Origin of the sequence: Sphingomonas gellani, from assembly GCF_900110035.1 — a bacterium.
Classification (GTDB): domain Bacteria; phylum Pseudomonadota; class Alphaproteobacteria; order Sphingomonadales; family Sphingomonadaceae; genus Sphingomonas; species Sphingomonas gellani.
The window spans coordinates 15,745-32,651 of record NZ_FOCF01000009.1; the positions used below are offsets into that span (position 1 = coordinate 15,745).

The 16,907-nt window shown below is 63.4% G+C and carries 14 protein-coding genes; 8 read left to right on the forward strand and 6 right to left on the reverse strand.

The window, feature by feature from the left end; translation table 11 throughout:
- Nucleotides 1–28 precede the first annotated feature (28 nt).
- Nucleotides 29–871, reverse strand: coding sequence for a hypothetical protein (locus tag BMX37_RS15270; protein WP_093666647.1), 843 nt, complete (start codon nt 869–871; stop codon nt 29–31).
- A 471-nt stretch (nt 872–1,342) separates the two neighbouring features.
- Here BMX37_RS15270 and BMX37_RS15275 point away from each other — a divergent pair, with 471 nt between their 5' ends.
- Nucleotides 1,343–2,620 (forward strand): lipopolysaccharide biosynthesis protein, encoded by a 1,278-nt coding sequence (locus BMX37_RS15275; RefSeq protein WP_170842002.1) that lies wholly within the window; start codon nt 1,343–1,345, stop codon nt 2,618–2,620.
- A gap of 48 nt (nt 2,621–2,668) precedes the next feature.
- Here BMX37_RS15275 and BMX37_RS15280 read toward each other — a convergent pair whose 3' ends face one another.
- Nucleotides 2,669–4,999, reverse strand: a complete 2,331-nt coding sequence (locus BMX37_RS15280) for a hypothetical protein (protein WP_139198103.1) — start codon at nt 4,997–4,999, stop codon at nt 2,669–2,671.
- Nucleotides 5,000–5,309: 310 nt separating this feature from the next.
- Between BMX37_RS15280 and BMX37_RS15285 the strand changes: the two genes are divergently transcribed.
- Nucleotides 5,310–6,350 carry a calcium-binding protein gene (locus BMX37_RS15285; RefSeq protein ID WP_093666650.1) on the forward strand — a complete coding sequence of 347 codons (1,041 nt, stop codon included), beginning with the start codon at nt 5,310–5,312 and terminating at the stop codon, nt 6,348–6,350.
- 33 nt (nt 6,351–6,383) lie between these two features.
- On the opposite strand, the gene BMX37_RS15290 is transcribed toward BMX37_RS15285, so the two are convergent.
- A complete protein-coding gene (locus tag BMX37_RS15290; protein WP_093666651.1) occupies nt 6,384–7,412 on the reverse strand; it encodes a glycosyltransferase family 2 protein in 1,029 nt (342 codons plus the stop codon).
- 139 nt (nt 7,413–7,551) lie between these two features.
- Between BMX37_RS15290 and BMX37_RS15295 the strand changes: the two genes are divergently transcribed.
- A complete protein-coding gene (locus tag BMX37_RS15295; protein ID WP_170842003.1) occupies nt 7,552–8,493 on the forward strand; it encodes a glycosyltransferase family 2 protein in 942 nt (313 codons plus the stop codon).
- A 4-nt stretch (nt 8,494–8,497) separates the two neighbouring features.
- On the opposite strand, the gene BMX37_RS15300 is transcribed toward BMX37_RS15295, so the two are convergent.
- On the reverse strand, nt 8,498–9,868 hold the full coding sequence (locus tag BMX37_RS15300) for an O-antigen ligase family protein (RefSeq protein WP_170842004.1): 1,371 nt from the start codon (nt 9,866–9,868) through the stop codon (nt 8,498–8,500).
- Nucleotides 9,869–10,066: 198 nt separating this feature from the next.
- Here BMX37_RS15300 and BMX37_RS15305 point away from each other — a divergent pair, with 198 nt between their 5' ends.
- Entirely contained in the window at nt 10,067–10,783 is a 717-nt protein-coding gene (locus BMX37_RS15305; RefSeq protein WP_093666654.1) for a serine acetyltransferase, read from the forward strand.
- A 54-nt stretch (nt 10,784–10,837) separates the two neighbouring features.
- Here BMX37_RS15305 and BMX37_RS15310 read toward each other — a convergent pair whose 3' ends face one another.
- Complete coding sequence (locus BMX37_RS15310; RefSeq protein ID WP_093666655.1) at nt 10,838–11,383, reverse strand: serine O-acetyltransferase; 546 nt, start codon at nt 11,381–11,383, stop codon at nt 10,838–10,840.
- Nucleotides 11,384–11,533: 150 nt separating this feature from the next.
- On the opposite strand from BMX37_RS15310, the gene BMX37_RS15315 reads away from it, so the two are divergent.
- The 4 genes from BMX37_RS15315 to BMX37_RS15330 all read left to right on the forward strand — a co-directional run bounded on the left by BMX37_RS15315 (nt 11,534) and on the right by BMX37_RS15330 (nt 15,396).
- On the forward strand, nt 11,534–11,821 hold the full coding sequence (locus tag BMX37_RS15315) for a hypothetical protein (RefSeq protein WP_093666656.1): 288 nt from the start codon (nt 11,534–11,536) through the stop codon (nt 11,819–11,821).
- Between the two features lie 123 nt (nt 11,822–11,944).
- On the forward strand, nt 11,945–13,051 hold the full coding sequence (locus BMX37_RS15320) for a glycosyltransferase family 4 protein (protein ID WP_170842005.1): 1,107 nt from the start codon (nt 11,945–11,947) through the stop codon (nt 13,049–13,051).
- Nucleotides 13,048–14,196: a glycosyltransferase gene (locus tag BMX37_RS15325; RefSeq protein WP_093666658.1), complete on the forward strand. Its 1,149-nt coding sequence runs from the start codon at nt 13,048–13,050 to the stop codon at nt 14,194–14,196. The genes BMX37_RS15320 and BMX37_RS15325 overlap by 4 nt, the downstream gene beginning before the upstream one ends.
- Nucleotides 14,197–14,229: 33 nt before the next feature.
- Nucleotides 14,230–15,396 (forward strand): glycosyltransferase, encoded by a 1,167-nt coding sequence (locus BMX37_RS15330; protein ID WP_170842006.1) that lies wholly within the window; start codon nt 14,230–14,232, stop codon nt 15,394–15,396.
- Between the two features lie 116 nt (nt 15,397–15,512).
- Here BMX37_RS15330 and BMX37_RS15335 read toward each other — a convergent pair whose 3' ends face one another.
- The gene (locus BMX37_RS15335) at nt 15,513–16,703 is read right to left on the reverse strand and encodes a glycosyltransferase (RefSeq protein WP_093666660.1); all 1,191 of its coding nucleotides are present in this window, start codon (nt 16,701–16,703) and stop codon (nt 15,513–15,515) included.
- Nucleotides 16,704–16,907: the final 204 nt, after the last annotated feature.

Genomic DNA, 16,907 nt, shown 5'->3' on the forward strand with positions numbered 1-16,907 from the left:
GCTTTTCCAGATCGTCAGGATGTAACGATCAGGCAGTCAGACCCGGAACCGCGCCGTGATCGGCGGTGCCGTAGTAGTAATAGGTGGTCTCACCGATCGTCTTTTCACCCAGGAAGTACACCGAGGTCTGGTTCGGTGCATTCAGGTCGAACTGACCGCCAGGACCCTTGCTCGGATCGCTCGAGGACGGACCGTTGGCGCCCGACAGGTCGAGAACCAGGTTCTTGCCGAAGGTCACGACGCCGCTGTTGTCGCTGTCGTACAACTTCGAAGTGAAGATCAGCAGATCGTCGCTGCCGAAGCCGTTGATCGTGTCACCACCGAAGTTCAGGCCGAGCGCATTGTCGGTCAGCAGCGCGACCGAGGTCGAACCGAACTCATAAGTGTTGTTGCCGACATCGTTGTCGATATGACGCGACTGTGCCTGGACCGTGATGTCGCCACCGCCGTTGTTGCTTTCAAAACCGCTGGTGAAATGACCCAGCAGCTGATCACGAGTGGTGGCGTCGGCATAGGCAAAGCCGCCGTCCTTGGTGCCGAGATAGCGGATGGTGGTGACCAAGTCGCCACCGGTGCCGCCGACCGTGATCTGGTCATTGCCGGCGTTCTTCGAACTGGTGCGATCGACGTCGAGCACGTTGTTCGGGCCGAAGCTGATGTAGCCGTCGTTATTGCCGTCGTAGATCTTCTTGCCAGTGATGATCGAATCGTCGGAGCCGAAGTTGACCAGCTGGTCGTCGCCTACGTCACCATCGGAGATGACGAACGCATGCGCGCCATTTGCGCCACTGAAGGTGCCGCTCTCGTTATCAGCGAGGAGCTTAACGGTCTGTGCCGTGCGAATAAGCGTGCTGTTATCCCGGAATGCCATGTGCATATTCCCCTGTGCGAAGCGCAGACAGGGACCGCCCCCGACTCACGCCATGGGTGACGGGTGCTATATTCTTAACAAAGCGTCAACCCTTCGGATCGCACGTTGCCGAACAAGCTTCTTGGCTCAACACGGTGATCGGTGTGCCAGGAGGAAAGGAAAACTGTGGTTTTTTAGGCTCTTACAGCTCCACGCGGTATATCGGAAATGGTTCCATGTCGAATGTGTCCCGTTCTGGTAGGAGAAAAATTAATTTTTGGCAAATTGTAACAGGTGGTTCGCCCTCGAGGCACGGTGGATTGAGGACCGCCGATGATCCCGGATGGCTGCGAAGCGGTTTGCTGATATGCGTGGGGCATCCCCCTCAATCTTGATCGGTAGCTTATGGCCGCGCCATTGGATCAGCATTCCTCCAAATCCGACCCTGGCTTTAGTTCTTCCCCACGGGCAGCGGGGCGCCGGGGCGGGTTTGTGCGCGACTTGATTGGTGTTGCGACCAGCCGTGTATCAGTGAAGCTCGCGCAGTTCCTGTCCAGCCTGATCACCGCGCGGTTGCTCGGTCCAGGTGGGCGTGGGTTGGTGTCGGCCCTGACCGTGCCATCCCAGCTCGCGATCAGCGTTTCAGAAATGGGGGTGCGGCAATCGACCGCCTTTCATCTAGGGCGCGGTATCATTCCCCTCCAGCGTTTGCAGCCCACGCTATTTGCCATGGTGCCGATCGCCAGCGCCATCGCCGTTCTCCTGTCGCTTGCATATTTTGAGTTCGCCCATGTCGCGGAGGGCGACTGGACTTTGCGTGCCTTGGCGGTAGTGACGATCCCACTGTCCTTGTCGGCCAGCTATGCCAGCGGTGTATTTCTCGGTCGTCAGCGCATAGCGGAGTTCCGCAAGACGAGTTGGCGTCCTGCCGCGATCAGCCTAGTGCTAGTAGTCCTGCTCGGCTGGGCGGCAGGATGGGGCGTCTACGGTGTGATGCTGGCAACCGCTGGAGGTGCGTTGGCTGCTTCTGCCTATGCGCTTTATCTGCTTGGTAAGGAACAGCCACTGCGCATCGGCTTTGACCGTGCGGTCGCTGCCCAGTTACAACGCAAGGGTATCAGCTACGCCGCCTCGCTTGTGGTACTGATGCTGAATTACCGGATCATGATCCTTCTTTTGACCCGGCTCAGCACGCTGGCGGATGTAGGCTTGTATGCTCAGGCGATAGCGATTGCCGAACTGATCTGGGAAGTGCCAACCATGCTCGGATCTCTGGTTCTGTCGCGTGGGGTGAACGCGAAGGACGAGACGCTGTTTTCGCGCAAGGTGTTGTTGCTGGCGCGGCTCGCCTTCATGGCAGCGCTGGGGCTGAGCGTTTGCTTGGGCTTCGCGGCGAAGTATCTGTTCCCGATCCTCTATGGGCATCGTTTCGAACAAAGCGCCGACATCTGCATCCTGCTGTTGCCGGGCATTGTTGCCTTTATAGTGTTCAAGGTTCTGAACATCGATCTGGCCGGGCGTGGCAAGCCCTGGACGGCGATGGTGGTCATGGTGCCAGTGCTGGTGCTCAACATCGTGCTCGGCTGGATGCTGATCGTCCGTTATGGAGCGATGGGGGCGGCGGCCGCGTCGAGCGCCTGCTATCTCATTGCGACCCTAGGCTACATCGTCCTGTATAATCGCGTAACGGGGCTATCGATGCGGGAGATATTGTTGCCTCAGCCCGGTGATCTCGCCACCATCCGCCGCGCCCTTCCCTTTGGGCGGTGAACATCAGGGGGGAGAGGCGGCCAACGCCTCTCCCCTCTCGGCTTCAGATCAGCCGAGCGCGTCCAGGCCGATTGCCGAGCCGACATGGCTGTAGACATAGTAGCTTACGCCATCGACGTGCTTGACGCCGTCAAATTCCAGGCTGTTCACCGCCGCTCCGCCGATGCCGGAAACCGCGACGCTGCCCATTGCGACACCTTCGTCATACAGGGTGAAGCTGCCGCCGGTCGCGTCGATGTGCGATCCCACCGCGCCCGAGCCGATCTGGCTGGTGGTGACGATCACGTCCTTGTCCCCGAAATTGACCACCTTGTCCGCGCCCAGCGCCCGGTGCAGCGCGGTGTCGAAGAAGAAGGTATCGGTGGCGCTGTCGGTCTTGCCGCCCGACAGGGTGTCGGACACGGTCAGCTTGCCCTCGATCGCGCCCTTGGGTCGCACAGCGGCGTCGGCGTAGACGAAGCCCTCGTCCGTGGAACCCATCACGCGCAGGCCCGATTTACCGAGGTCCAGCCCCTTGACCAGGTTGCCGGTCCCACCGCCCAGGTCGAGGCCCAGCTTGCCCGGCACGATGTACCCGTCGCCATTGCCGTCGACCAGCGCCACCTTGGTGACGATCGCATCCGTTTTGCCGAAGCCCTTGATGGTGTCGGCGCCGGTCTTCCCCGCCTGCACGTCGAAGTAGAAGGTATCGCGAGCGTTGGTCGCGACATAGGTCTCGTTCGCCGCGGTGGAGGCATGATAGGCCTGAGCGACCGCGGTAGGCAGGGTGGAGCCCGCCTTCCAGACGCTGGCGTCGCCGTAAACGTAACCGTCGGCGGTCTGGCCGATCAGCCGCAGCCCCTTGGTCAGTCCCTCGATCTTAAGCGAGTTGCCGGTGCTGATGTTGAGCACGCCGTCCTTGCCGAAGGTGGTGATGCCGTCGCCATTAGCGTCGCCCAGCTTTTGGGTGAACACCACCAAGTCGTTGCCGGCGAAGCCTTTGATGACGTCAACGCCATTTGCCTTGGACTGGTCGAAGAGGAACATTTCCGCCAGCGATGTCGCCTTGAAGGTTTCGTTGGCGGCGGTGCCGGCGACCTTGGTCCAGGCACCGGTGTTGCTCGGACCACCTGCCGCCGGGGCGCTCGCCGATGGTGCCGTAGGAGTCGGCGCGGTTACCAGTACTTCCTCCGGCGCGACCGCCTTGGTGAAGCCGGTTACGACACTGCCGTCGCTATAGGTGGCGCCTTGGGAGGAGGTGCCGGTTGCGACGATCTTTTGGATTGTGGCGGCGGCAAGTCCGACGGGCTTGGTGCCCAAGACGGTTGTCGCGGTGTCGGCCTGTTCAATGGTCGTGCCGATCAGCGTCACACTGCCCTTGCCCTCGATCACTCTCGTCTTGGAACCGCTGTCGGAAAGATCGCTGTTCACCACCGAAACGGTTGCGCGAGCATCGACCCAGATTTGGACTTGGGAGCCTGAGCCGCCGCGCAGGTTCGGGTTAAGGGCGGTGGAGTCGACGATCTTCACATCGTCACCCCAGATCCGGAAGTTGCGGGCGTTGTCCTCGGCCAGAGCGCGGATGAAGGTGACGTGGCTCGCCTTGATATCGTATCCGGCGTCGGTGTTGCCACGCGAAACGGTGTCCTCGAACGTCAGGTTGTAGGTGCCGCGCTCAGCCGCAAAGCCGTCGCCGTTCCAGTAGGTACCGCTGCCGCGGTCGCCGGTCGCATTTTCCATCGTGACCTTGCGGAACACGACGTTGTGAACGGTGTCCTCCAGGTGGACGCCCATGGCGAAGCCGTCGTCATCCTGCCGCTCGCTGTCGCCGCGCACATTCTCGATGACCACATCGTGCGTGTCGTATTGCAGGCGAATGGCGTTTTCGGAGAAGCCCTTCACGTCGACGTCGCTGATCTTCAGGCCGCTGATCGTCGCGGTCTTGTTGGTGCCGGTGGCATAGTTTTCGAAGAAGCGCTGGACGTTGTTCGCGTCGATGTGCTGAACTGTCAGGTTCTTGACGTCGCCGCCCACCTTGAACGCGGTGCCGGTGTTGTCGATCTGCATGTTCTGGAAGACGAGGTTGTCCGCGCCCTTGTTGATGCGGAACAGTTCGTTGCCGTCCGCCGCGCCCTTGGTCCACTCCGCCGCGCGGGTGCCGGTGAAATGCGCCTCGCCCGCGGTGCCGTCGGTGTTGATGCCCTTGATGGTGACGCCCGATCCGTTGACGCTGATCGGCGCCTTTACGACGTAATCACCCTTGTTCGCGGCGAGCAGCACGGTGCCGCCCACCCCCGCCTTGCTCACCATCGCGTCCAGGTTGGTGATCGCTGCGGCATTCGCCCAGCTGGAGCCGCTCTTGTCGCCCGATCCGGTCGGGGTGATGTAGGTGGTCGCCATTTCGGGGTCCTTGCAGAAATCCGCGGCGGGATCGGAAAAGGCCATCCGCCTGATGTCCGCCGGATACCGGCAAGAAATTGCCGCCCTACTTTGCTGGAGGGTTAATCCGTAGGTTACCGCGACTTATCAGATGCAAAATATCCAAATACGCCCGTGGGATAAACGCGGACTGCGAGTTGGCGGGTAACGAAACCGGTGTTTTTACCTGTCTCGACGACCCTTTGATTAAGGCGTACACAAGTATCCGTGGCGGAGGCGCGCAGCGCATTACGTTCTCGCGCGCGTTCGACCGGGTAGCAGGGGACCAGTCATGATCTACTATCTGGACGTGGCACTGACGCAAAGCGGGATCGATTGGGCCAATCAGGTGCCGATCCCGACTTCCATGACCAAGGCCGAATATGATGCGCTTCCCGACAAGACGGTGTTCGTGCGCGACGGCTATACGATCGATCTTAGCGAAGGCACTTCGACAGGTTTCGCTTATGAGGATATCGTCGGCAGAACCGTGAACCAGATCAGGGGCCTGTTTCCCGACGAGAATGGCGACTACGACCACACCTATGCACGCGTGCATGTCGCGGGTGCCGGCGACTTCACGGTGATCGGTTCGTCAGCGGGCGAAGACCTTTATGGCGGAACGGGCAACGACACCCTGTACGACGGCGGAAATGCGGGTTTCGAATATGAGCACGACGGCCTTCACGGGGGAGCGGGCGACGACACCTACTACATTACGGGCGTCGACAGTTCGGTCACCGAAAAGGCGGGCGAGGGATTTGATCGGGTTTATGCCGATGGCTTTTTCCAGCTTTATCCTGACAGCGAGGTAGAGTTCGTCAAGATCAGTGGCGAGTATGCGCAGGCGTTTGGCAACAACCTCGCCAACATCATGGTCGGCAGCGACCAACCGAGCATCATCGCCGGCGAAGGCGGCAATGACACCCTGCGCTCCGACGGTGCGGATACGGTGTTCGAAGGCGGCGTCGGCAACGATGCGATGCGGGGCGGCGCCGGGGTGGATGTGTTTCTGTACTACGGCAAGGAGGATGGCCGCGACACCATCAGCCGGTTCGGCAAGGAGGACGTGCTGGTGACGACCAGCAAGATCGCCGACGCCAATGGCGACAACATCATCACCTTCGGGTCGAACAAGGCATTGGATTTCACCGCCACCAGTTCGGTACGGATCACCGACGACACAGGCGCGACGGTGAAGGCGCTGGAATATGATGGTGCGTTCACCGATGGCGGCACGACCTATTACGTCTACAGCCGCGTCGGCTCATCGGCAGGGGTAGACAGCGCCCTGGGTAGCGGGCTCGTCACCTATTACGCGCAGTATCAATAAAAACGCCGCGCATCGACCCGCCTGGGGCGCTTGTCAGCCCGGCCCCGACAAGCGCCTCAGGGCGAATTCCCCCTCCCCGCGCGACACCCGCCGCGCGACCTTTAGCATCGGCGCGCGCAGGGGGCCGGTGCCGAGACCGACCAGCGCCAGCACCACCCATGCAAAGGTGGACCATTTCTCCCCCAGCGAACGGCGGGCGAGGCGCAGGCCGGTGCGTCGGTCCCCGGCGCTCCAGTACACGATCGCGGCCGACGCGATGGCGCGCGCGATCCGGGCGTCGGGTTCTGCCAGATAAGGCAGCAACAGGCCGAAGCGGTCGAGGTCGTCGCGCAGCACCGCGCACGCTTCCACGCCTGCGGTTCCGGCTCGCGACACCTCGCGCCGGTGCACCGCGGTGCTGATCGCTGCCAGGATCGTACGCTGTGCGACCTTGTCCGCCTTGGCGCTGACGCCGTCTGCCATCAGGTAGCGGCGGTACAGCACTTCGGGAACATAGCCGAAATCGCCCAGCCGGCTCATGCGGCGAAACAGGTCGCTGGCCTGGCCGATAGTAAAGGCATCGCGATATCCGCCCGAACGCAGATAGGCGTCGCGGCGGAACATCACCTCGCCATGCGAGATGCCGAAGGCGCCGCTGATCGGGCCGGGGCGGATGGTGGCATCGGGCATCACCTGCCAGCGCCGGCCGCTCAACTCGTCGACATTCTCGATCCCGCATCCGACCGCGACGACGTGGGGATGGTCGAGCAGGAACGCCCGCTGCGCGGCGAGCCGGTGCCGCAGGCTTTCGTCGCCGGCGCCGTGCACGGCGATGAAGTCGGTTTCCGCTTCGGCGCACAAGGCCATCATGGTGCGGGTGAAGCCGGCATTCGCCTGTTGTCGTACGACGATGCGATCCGACCGGTGCCGCTCCAGCCGGGCATAGGTATCGTCACGTGAAGCGTCATCCACCACGATCGCACGGAAGCCGTCATAATCCTGATCGGCCAGCGAGGCGATCGACGCATCCACCTTTGCCGCGCGATTGTGCCATACGCTCAAAACCGTGATGTCGATGGCCATAGCCGTTCCGTTTCCCTATCAACGCCGCTTGCCGGCTACCGCGCCCTTACCAGAGCCGGGGCGGTGGATCACAGGGCATGCGTGACCGGAGTATCGGTCGGGATTGACGGTGGGCAACAGGCGGATGGACGATAACGGCATGACCTTTTCGGTGGTGATCCCGCTCTATAACAAGGCGCCGCATATCGAGCGCGCGATCGCAAGCGCGCTCGGCCAGACGCTGCCGCCCCATGAGGTGATCGTGGTCGACGACGGCTCCACCGATGGCGGGCTGGAGATCGTGCGCGCGATGGACGATCCGCGCCTCACCATCCTGACCCGCTCGCCCCCAGGACCCGGCGGCTATGCGGCGCGCAACCTGGGGGTGGAGGCGGCCACGGGCGAGTGGGTCGCGTTTCTGGATGCCGACGACCTGTGGCGGCCCGAGCACCTGGCCAACCTGCATCGCGCAATCGCCGCTTGCGGCGAACCGGTCGGCTGCGCCTTCTCGCGCTTCATGGTGTGTGAGAAAGGCAGGGACAGGGAGTATCCGGTCGCGCAAGACATCCTGAAACCCGACGCGGCGAACGATCTGGCGACGGTGGTGCGGGCCTGGCTGGTGACCAGGCGCTGTCCATTATGGACAGGGGCGGTCGCCTTTCGCCGCGATCTCCTTATCGAGGCGGGTCTGTTTCCCGCCGGCCGGGCCCGCCGGGGCGGCGACAAGGATCTGTGGCTGCGCTGCCTTGCCCGATCGCCCGCCGCCTTCGCGCCGCAGATCAGCGCGGAGTTTCATCAGGACACGGTGAACCGGGTCACGACGACGACCGCCCATGCCGACATTCCCATTGTCTGCACCTCGATCGCGGACCTGGTGGACGACGTCGATCCGGAAAGCCGCCGGCTGCTGAAAGCGCTGAGCAACCAGGAAATCGCGCTGTACGTGCGCTATGCAACCAAGTTCAGGACGTCCACCAGCCTCAAGTTCGCCCGTGCACTGTATCTGCCGCAGGGCGGCCGCGTACTGGCGGAAGTGCTGGGCTATATGGCGCTCGGTTTCTCACTGCGCGTCATCGATCCCAAGGGGCGTCTGTCGATCTGATCCGTCATGCCGGGTGACGGTCCCACCCCACAGCCGTCGTGTGGAAGCCGGGCGCCGGAGCCTGGCCGGCGCCACGGCGGGACCGCATGAACCAGTAGACGGTGTAGCCGCACAGGATGCCGTAGAAGATCATCCCCTCGATCATCCACATCGGCATGGTCGCCATGTTGAGCACGAAAAAGCTGAAATGCCCGGCGACGAGTTGCAGGCGGGGTCCGCCCCGCACGAGCAGGGCCAGCCCCAGCATCCAGCCCCAGAGGAACAGCAGCGCCGCGACGCCGGTCAGGCCCAGTTCGTACAGGAACGACACCACCGTATTGTGAGCGTATAGCGGGAACACCTTGGTCCAGGCATCGGGTCCGAAGCCGATCAGCTTGTTGAGTGGCTTCGCATCGTACCAGCCGTAGATATAGTTGCTCCAGATCGCCCCGCGCCCCGACAGGATCCTGCGATCATCGTCGGAGATCATCTCCGGCCGCTTGATGATGCCGGTGCCTTCCTGCGCGACGGTGCCGAGGTCGGCGAAGCGCTCGCTTTCCATATAGCCGCCCGCCAGGAGCGCCGCGCCCAGCGCCAGCCCCATCACCCCCAGCACGATCCCGCGCTGCCGCGGAACGAAGCGGCGCGTGACCTCCGTCACCAGGACCACGCCCACCAGCGGCAGGATTGCGATCATCGCGGTACGGTAATTGGCCAGGATGATCGCCGCGAGACCGTAGAAGATCAGCGCGATCTTCGCGATCGTGCCGACCCGCTGCATCATGCAGATGCACAGCACCGCCGATGCCAGCACCACCGAAAATGCCGCCTCGTGATGGAAGCCGCCGATATAGCTGACCGATCCGTCCGCCTCGCCCGCCTTGACGACGCCGAGGGCGATCGACAGGATCTGCAACAGCAGCGGCAGGGCAAATGCCCAAAGGAGCAGACGGAACAAGCGTTCCGGTCCGATATCGTCCAAGGCATCCTTGATCGCGAGAGCCAGAACGATGAGGTACAGGAACTTGCTTAGCGCCACGTTCATCGGCCCGACCTGGGCGCTATGGATGCCGCTGATGAGATAGCAGGCGATGAGCGGATAGAAGGGCAGCAACACGATGTCCGACAGTCGGCGCCATCGCAGCACGAACAGACCGATGATCGAGATCATCACCGAACCGAGCGCGGTGTAGCTCATGCCGATCGGCGAGGCGGAGAAGGTGAAATCATGGAGTGCCGACAAGGCGCAGCGGGTCCAGATCGCGAAGCACGCGAAGCTCGCCGACACGCTGCGGACGCGGGCCAGCAGAGCCGTGAGGAGCGCGGCACTGAGCAGCAGCGTCGGTAGCAGAACATAAGCCGGAAGGGCTGCGCCGATGGCACCTATCTGGTCCAAGCCGTCTTCCCCATGACAAGCAATCTCCCTCATCGACCCTGCGGCAGAACCGGTGCGACCCATCGGCGAGGCATATCTTGCCGCCACGGGATGGTTCGTGAAAAGTGCCTATCGCGTGCGGATTGCAGGCACCACCCTCGATTGAACGGGACAGCCAGGGTTCGTCACGTTAGCAGAGGACGAACGGTAGGAGTGATTATGAGCGATCCGGGACAAGACGTGATGTCCACCGCCCATCGGCGAGGTTGCGTGAAGCGGTTTCGGTCGTTGCGGGCCGTCCTGGTGGCCGATCTGTATCGTTACGCCGGTCGCACGGACATGCGTAGCTTCCTGAAACATTACGCTTTTACCCCCGGCTATAAATATACCGTCATTATGAGGACGTGCGGGTATCTGCGCACCAAGCCGGCCATGGCGCTGGGCCTCTATCCTCTGTTCAAATTGCTGCTGCTGCGTGCTCGGTACAAATACGGGATCGCGATTCCGGAATATACGGTGATCGGGCCGGGATTTTTTATCAATCGCTTCGGCGGGATCTACGTCAACGGCGACGTGGTGATCGGGCGCAACGTGAACTACACGCATGGTGCGATGCTGGGACAGCTCAACCGGGGTCCGCGTGCGGGGAATCCCGTCTTGGGTGATCGCGTGCTGATCGCATCCGGCGCCAAGATCATCGGACGTATCCGTATTGGCCATGATTGTTCGATCGGCGCCAATGCCGTGGTTACCAAGGACGTGCCGGATACCGGCGTCGTCGGCGGTGTTCCCGCCAAGCTGCTGTCGATGGGCGGTTCCGAAGGCTATATCAATCGACAGGTTCCCGAAGCGCTGATGCGGCGCTGCGACGACGCCTTTGTCGGTCCGGTCGACTGGGGCGTCCCGGCGACACCGGTAGAGGCGATGCCATCCTGATGCGATAGGCCCGGCGCTGTCTTGCGACAGACGACTAACCGGCATTCGTCCCGATCAGGACTGCGGCTCGTCGGTTCTCCGCGCCTTCGAAGCCGCCGGCACGCCAACGGCGCTGTGCTCCGCCGGCACGTTCTTCAGCACGACCGCGTTGGCGCCGATCACGGCACCCTCTCCTATCGCGATCTCCCCGATCAGCTTGGCCCCGGCATAGATCGTCACTCCGTCACCGATCGAGGGATAGGCGTCGGTGCCGTAAGCACCCCGCCGCGCGCCGCCCAGCGTCACCTGCTGATAGATGACGCAGGACGCGCCGATGCGAACCTTGCTGCCGATCACGATGCCATTGGGATGCGGCAGCTTCAGGCCCGGACCGATCGAGGCCGTGGGCTGGACGAAGCAGCCGAACTCACGCCGCAGCTTTGCGCCCGACCAGCGCCCCGCCCGCTTCCATCCGCGCAGATGGAAATACTGGGCCAACCGGATCAGCGTCACTGCCTTCCAATTTCCGGAGCCGATCAGAATCGCCACGATGCGAAGCCATGGATGGGAGCGTGGCCGCTGATACAGGTCGATCATCAGGGCATCGATGGGTGTGGGCATGATGCGAAAGGTTCGGTCGTTACGATTGCAAAATCAATCCCGCTTTGCGTCGCATGGCAAACATCCCTGATGAGCCGTTAACCCTGTCCGATAGGTGGAACGGAAGGCAGGGCCTTTAACAATGCGCGAATTGCAGCAGGGATCTTCACCATGGCCAGCGCCAGCATATCGCGTCTTGTGACCGAAGGACGCATAACCGTTCCTTCGCCCAAGCCCGTCCGTTCCGCCGAACGTCTGAGTATCGCCGAACTGCCGCGGGCTGGGCATTCGCCCGCGATCGATTTGCAGCGTCGGCTCGGCGAAGCGGCGTTGCGCGGATTCTATCCGGCCGAACCGACGCGACAGGGCGTCCATTCCAAGAGTTACATGATCGCTGGCAGTGTCGCGCTCGTGTCCTGGGCGTTGATATTCAGCATGGGCGCCCAGCTGATCGGTTGAACGATAGAGGCCGCCAAGACTTGCGTTCGCCACATCTGCCGTCGAAAGAAGCGGCAGGGTTATGGAAGGCGGCGCATTGACGCGTAGAGGAATGGCGGATCCGCATCACATCGGATGGTGCGCATGAGGCTGGGTGTCGCCGGACTACGCGGCATTCCCGGCGTCATGGGTGGCGTCGAGGCGCATGTTCAGGAGCTCTATCCACGCGTGGCCAAGGCGCGACCGGCGCTGGAGGTCGAGGTCGCGATGCGCCGCCCCTATGTCGAGCGCGTGGCGCGCGAATGGAACGGGCTGCGTCTGTGGCCCATCTGGGCGACCCGCAACAAGTTTCTCGAAACCATCACGCACACGTTGATCGCACTGTTCTTTCTACGCTTCAGGCGCCGTTGCGGCGCGGTTCACCTGCATGCGATCGGACCTGGCCTGCTGGTCCCGCTGGCACGCCTGCTCGGCCTGCGAGTCCTGTTCACCCACCACGGCCGCGATTACGACCGCGCCAAATGGAACCGCCCAGCCAAGGCGGTGCTGCAATTCGGTGAATGGTTGTCGGTGCGGTTCAGCGACCAGGTGATCGTGGTGTCGGAGCGGCTGGCCGACGCGTTGCGGCAGCGTTTTCCGACTCGAGCGGAACGGATCAGCTTCGTTCCCAACGGTGCCAGCCTGACCTTCGTCAACGCGTCGCGCATACCGGACCCCGTGCTTCTCGCGTCTCTTGGCATCGCGGCCGGACAATACATCCTCGGCGTCGGTCGGCTCGTGCCGGAAAAGGGGTTCGACGACCTCATCGCCGCGCATCTTTCCTCCGGCGATCCGCGCAAACTGGTGATCGCGGGCAAGGCCGACCATGCCGATGCTTATGCCAAGGCGCTTCTGGCCAAGGCAGGCGAGCGTGTCGTGTTCGCCGGCTTTCAGCCGCATGAGGCGCTGCGCTCGCTTTATGCGGGGGCATCGCTGTTCGTATTGCCTTCGCATCATGAGGGGTTGCCGATCGCCGCGCTTGAGGCGTTGGCGATGGATACCCCGACATTGCTCAGCGACATCGAACCCAATGCGGAACTGGCCCTGACCGCGGACCATTACTTCCCGACCGGCGACATCGACACGCTGGCTGCATGTTTGAACGCGCCGGAGGAGCGTTTTGCCGTGGACGGCAGCGCGCTGCGTGAGCGCTATGACTGGGACAAGATCGCGGCCCGGACCGCCGCGATCATCGACAGGCTGCAGCCATGACGCGCGGCCCGGTACTTTTCGTCATCAACTCGCTCGCCGGCGGGGGAGCGGAGCGGGTGATGCTGACGCTGCTTGCCGGATCGCAGGGGCAGATGGCGCAGAATCCGTTCGAGCTGGCCTTGCTCGACGACGAACCCGACGCTTATCCTCCACCGGTCTGGCTGCCGCTGGCTCGGTTGTCGACGGGCGGCTCGATGGCGCGGGGCCTGCGATCCTTGCTGGCGCTTGCGCGGCGGCGTCGCCCGCGTTTGATGGTCAGCTTCCTGACGCGGGCCAACGTGCTGTGCGTCATCGTCGGACGCATGCTGGGCTGCCGAACGGTTATCAGCGAACGGGTCAATACTTCCGCCCATCTCGCCGGGCCCCGCCACCGCGTGTCGCGGCTGCTGGTGCGTGCGACTTATCGCTTTGCGGACCGGGTGATTGCCGTATCGGACGGGGTCGCGGATGATCTGGTCGCCAATTTCGGGGTCCGGCGTGATCGGATCGTGGTGATCGGCAACCCTGTGGATCTGGACAATGTGACGAGCCGTGGCGGCGAGGCCGTTCCTCTGCCCTGCGCACCACCCTTTATCGCCGCCATGGGGCGGCTGACCCCGACCAAGAACATGGCGCTGCTGGTGGATGCCTATGCGGCATCCGGGGTGGACGTGCCGCTGGTCATCATGGGGGAAGGGCCTGAACGCGACGTGCTTGCTGCCCAGATCGCGCGCCTCGGCTTGTCCGGTCGCGTTTACCTGGCGGGGTTTCAAAAGAATCCCTATGCGGTGCTCGCGCACGCCGCGCTGTACGTCAGCGCGTCGAATGGTGAGGGATTTCCCAACGCACTGGTGGAAGCCATGGCGCTGGGGCGACCGGTGGTCGTAACCAATTGCGCGTCCGGCCCGTCCGAGATCCTGGCCGATCGGGCGCGTGAAAGCGTCACCGGCACGCTGGAAACGCCCTCGGGTCTGCTGGTGCCGATGAACGATGCCACCGCGTTGGCCGAGGCTATCGCGGACGTGATGGCCGATCCGCAGCGGCGGGAGCGTCAGGGAGCCGCCGGGCACGAGGTTGCCAGCGCATATGGCGTGGAGCGGGCGGTGTCCCGTTACTGGGCGGCGTTCGACCTCGACCATGGGTTTCCGCTCACCGGTTCTTCCTGAACGGTGGGCTCTGAATCGCGTATCCGGCGGGTGGTGGGAGTCGAGAGTGAGGAGGTCGCATCCCGCCCTGACATCGCGGTGATCGGACTGCGCGGTGTGCCGGAGGTGATCGGCGGGATCGAGACGCATTGCGAGCTACTGTACCCGGCACTGGCGCAGGCGGCGCCGGAACTTGCGGTGCTGTTGCTCGTGCGACGTCGGCATGTGCCCTTCAAACGCACAAGACTGGCCGGTATCCCGGTGCGCGCCTTGCCGTCGCTGCCGGGCAGCGGGGCGGAAACCGTGTCGCACACGCTGATTGGGTTGTTCCATGCCCGTTGGCTGCGCAGTCGACTGGTCCATCTGCACGGCATCGGCCCGGCCTTCTTCGCGGGGCTGGCACGGTTGCTCGGCATGCGGGTCGTAGTCACACATCATGCGGCAGACTTCGCACGGCCGAAATGGGGCGGGGCGGGACAGCTGTTCCTGAGGCTAGGGGAGGCGATGGCAGCACGGTTCGCGGATCGGGTGATCTGCGTCAGCGACGCGGTGCGCAGCGACTTCCTGTCTCGTCATCCAGGGGCAAACGCGCGCGCCGTCACTATCCGCAACGCCGCGCGGCTGGATGCGGTGGAGGACGATGGCTGCCGCCGTGTGCTGGACATGCTGGGCCTATCGCGGGGCGGATATGTGCTGGCGGTCGGGCGGCTGGAAGCGACCAAGCGCTTCGAGGACCTCATCGCCGCGCATGCACGGGCCGGACGGAACGCGTTGCCGCTGGTTATCGTAGGCGCCTCGGTCGACGGCACGGAGCATGAGGATGCCTTGCGCGCGATGGCGGACTTGGAAGTTACGTCCGGAGCCGGATCGCGCATCATATTCGCCGGGTTCCGCACGGGCGTCGAACTGGCCGCGCTGTATTGCGGCGCGGCGCTGCTGATCCATCCATCAGAAATGGAAGGGTTCGGCCTGGTAGTGTTGGAGGGAATGATCGCAAAGGTGCCGATCCGTCTGTCCGACATCCCGCCGCATCGCGAATTCGGTTTGCCCGACCGGTGTTACTTTCCGGTCGGGGACCGGGCCGCGATCACGAACATCCTGCTTTCGCTACCCTTCCGAGACGAAATCGCGACCTATCCGTCCATTGTGGAGCGGTATCGGCTGACCAATGCGGCGAGCGAGCACGCTGCACTGTTCCGGCAGGTCCTGGCGGGGGTCTGATGCGTTTCGCCAGCCGCTTGGTATTATCGGCACGCCTATGCGCGAGTGCGTACGGATAAGCCGCTTCCCGCCTGACCGACAGGCATTGGCTGCGCCGCATCGGCGCGTGTTCGATCTTACCTGCGGGCAGTCTGGTCGAACACCTGCCAGTATTGTTCGGCGATGCGCTCAGCCCTGAAATCGCGCATCCGTATCATGCCCGCTCTGCCCAGTCGCGTGCGTAGCGCCGGGTCATCCAGCATCGCAATGCCGCGGGCCAGAGCCGCAATGTCGCCCAACGGTACGACCAATCCGGCGGGAGCCTCCATCACCGTACCGGCTGCGCCCGCATCTGCGCCGAGCAGTTCGGCCGGGCCAGACGGACAGTCGGTCGTCAGCACCGGCCGACCAAGAACCATCGCCTCCGCGATCGCATTGGGAAAACCTTCATTGTAGGAGGCGGAAATCAGCGCTTGCGACCGGCCGACCACGGTCCAGGGATCGTCAAGGAACCCCGGCATCAGGATGCGCGCGGACAGCCCCGCTGCCTGTATTCGGGCGGTCAGCGCGGCGCGCTCCGGCCCTTGTCCCAGGATCAGCAGAGGTAGGGCGGGGTCGGCCAGTGCATAGGCGTCGATCAGGTCTGCAAAGCCCTTGGCGGCGACCAGCCGCCCCACCGCCACCAGGAACGCAGACGGCAAGGTGATCGGGGGCGACTTCGCGGCTTCGGAGACGATCAAATCGAGGTCATAGGGGTTGTTGATGGTGAAAACGCGGTCCACCGGGGCGCCGAATGTCGCGATCAGATCGTCGCTTACCCCCTGCGACACGCCCAGCACCAGTGTCGCACGGGCATACGCCGCGCGCATCAATCGGTTGATCGCCGCCAGCCGCCAGCCACGGTAACGGCCCGCCAGGTGAGAACGCATATGCATCCGCTCGCACAGTATACGTCGCCATGGCCCACCTGACAGCGCAACCGCCAGATTGGCGCGGGGCAGGAAGCCAACCACCACATCCGGTTGCAGGCGATGCAGCAGCCGGCGCAGCCGCACCACGCTGGCGGTCAGCCTGCCGCCCGCATCCAGACAATGTCGCCCATTGAGCGCGGGCATGCCCCGCATCTCCGGCTCGGCATCCAGCAGCACCAGATGCGCCTCGTAATGGGCGAGGTGATCGCTGCCGGTACGCAGGATCGTGTCCAGCGCGCGCTCCGCCCCGCCGCTGCCGATCGAGTTGATGACGAATACGATACGGGGGCGGACATTTCTTGGAATTGGGGAACTGGGGCTTGGGGCAGGAAAGTCAGGGCCGGCGTTCGCAATCATGGTTCCCGTTCGCAGAAAGGGCGCGGCGCGTCACCCATGGTGACGGCCACGCCCCCTCCTCCCTGTTTACCTCGTTCCGCTTTGCCCCAGGCGTCGCGTTGTATCCAATCTACTCTGCTCGCCGCGCTTCGTGAACGGATGATCGCCCTCGGCCAAGTTGCCGTCAATATACGAAGGTCTAATTAAGGGGGATCATTCAGAAGC

What these genes read in the sequence shown, in the direction of transcription:
- BMX37_RS15270 (WP_093666647.1), bottom strand. Translation starts at nt 871, where the DNA reads ATGGCATTCCGGGATAACAGCACGCTTATTCGCACGGCACAGACCGTT.
- BMX37_RS15280 (WP_139198103.1), bottom strand. Translation starts at nt 4,999, where the DNA reads ATGGCGACCACCTACATCACCCCGACCGGATCGGGCGACAAGAGCGGC.
- BMX37_RS15285 (WP_093666650.1), top strand. Translation starts at nt 5,310, where the DNA reads ATGATCTACTATCTGGACGTGGCACTGACGCAAAGCGGGATCGATTGG.
- BMX37_RS15290 (WP_093666651.1), bottom strand. Translation starts at nt 7,412, where the DNA reads ATGGCCATCGACATCACGGTTTTGAGCGTATGGCACAATCGCGCGGCA.
- BMX37_RS15295 (WP_170842003.1), top strand. Translation starts at nt 7,552, where the DNA reads ATGACCTTTTCGGTGGTGATCCCGCTCTATAACAAGGCGCCGCATATC.
- BMX37_RS15305 (WP_093666654.1), top strand. Translation starts at nt 10,067, where the DNA reads ATGAGCGATCCGGGACAAGACGTGATGTCCACCGCCCATCGGCGAGGT.
- BMX37_RS15310 (WP_093666655.1), bottom strand. Translation starts at nt 11,383, where the DNA reads ATGCCCACACCCATCGATGCCCTGATGATCGACCTGTATCAGCGGCCA.
- BMX37_RS15315 (WP_093666656.1), top strand. Translation starts at nt 11,534, where the DNA reads ATGGCCAGCGCCAGCATATCGCGTCTTGTGACCGAAGGACGCATAACC.
- BMX37_RS15320 (WP_170842005.1), top strand. Translation starts at nt 11,945, where the DNA reads ATGAGGCTGGGTGTCGCCGGACTACGCGGCATTCCCGGCGTCATGGGT.
- BMX37_RS15325 (WP_093666658.1), top strand. Translation starts at nt 13,048, where the DNA reads ATGACGCGCGGCCCGGTACTTTTCGTCATCAACTCGCTCGCCGGCGGG.
- BMX37_RS15335 (WP_093666660.1), bottom strand. Translation starts at nt 16,703, where the DNA reads ATGATTGCGAACGCCGGCCCTGACTTTCCTGCCCCAAGCCCCAGTTCC.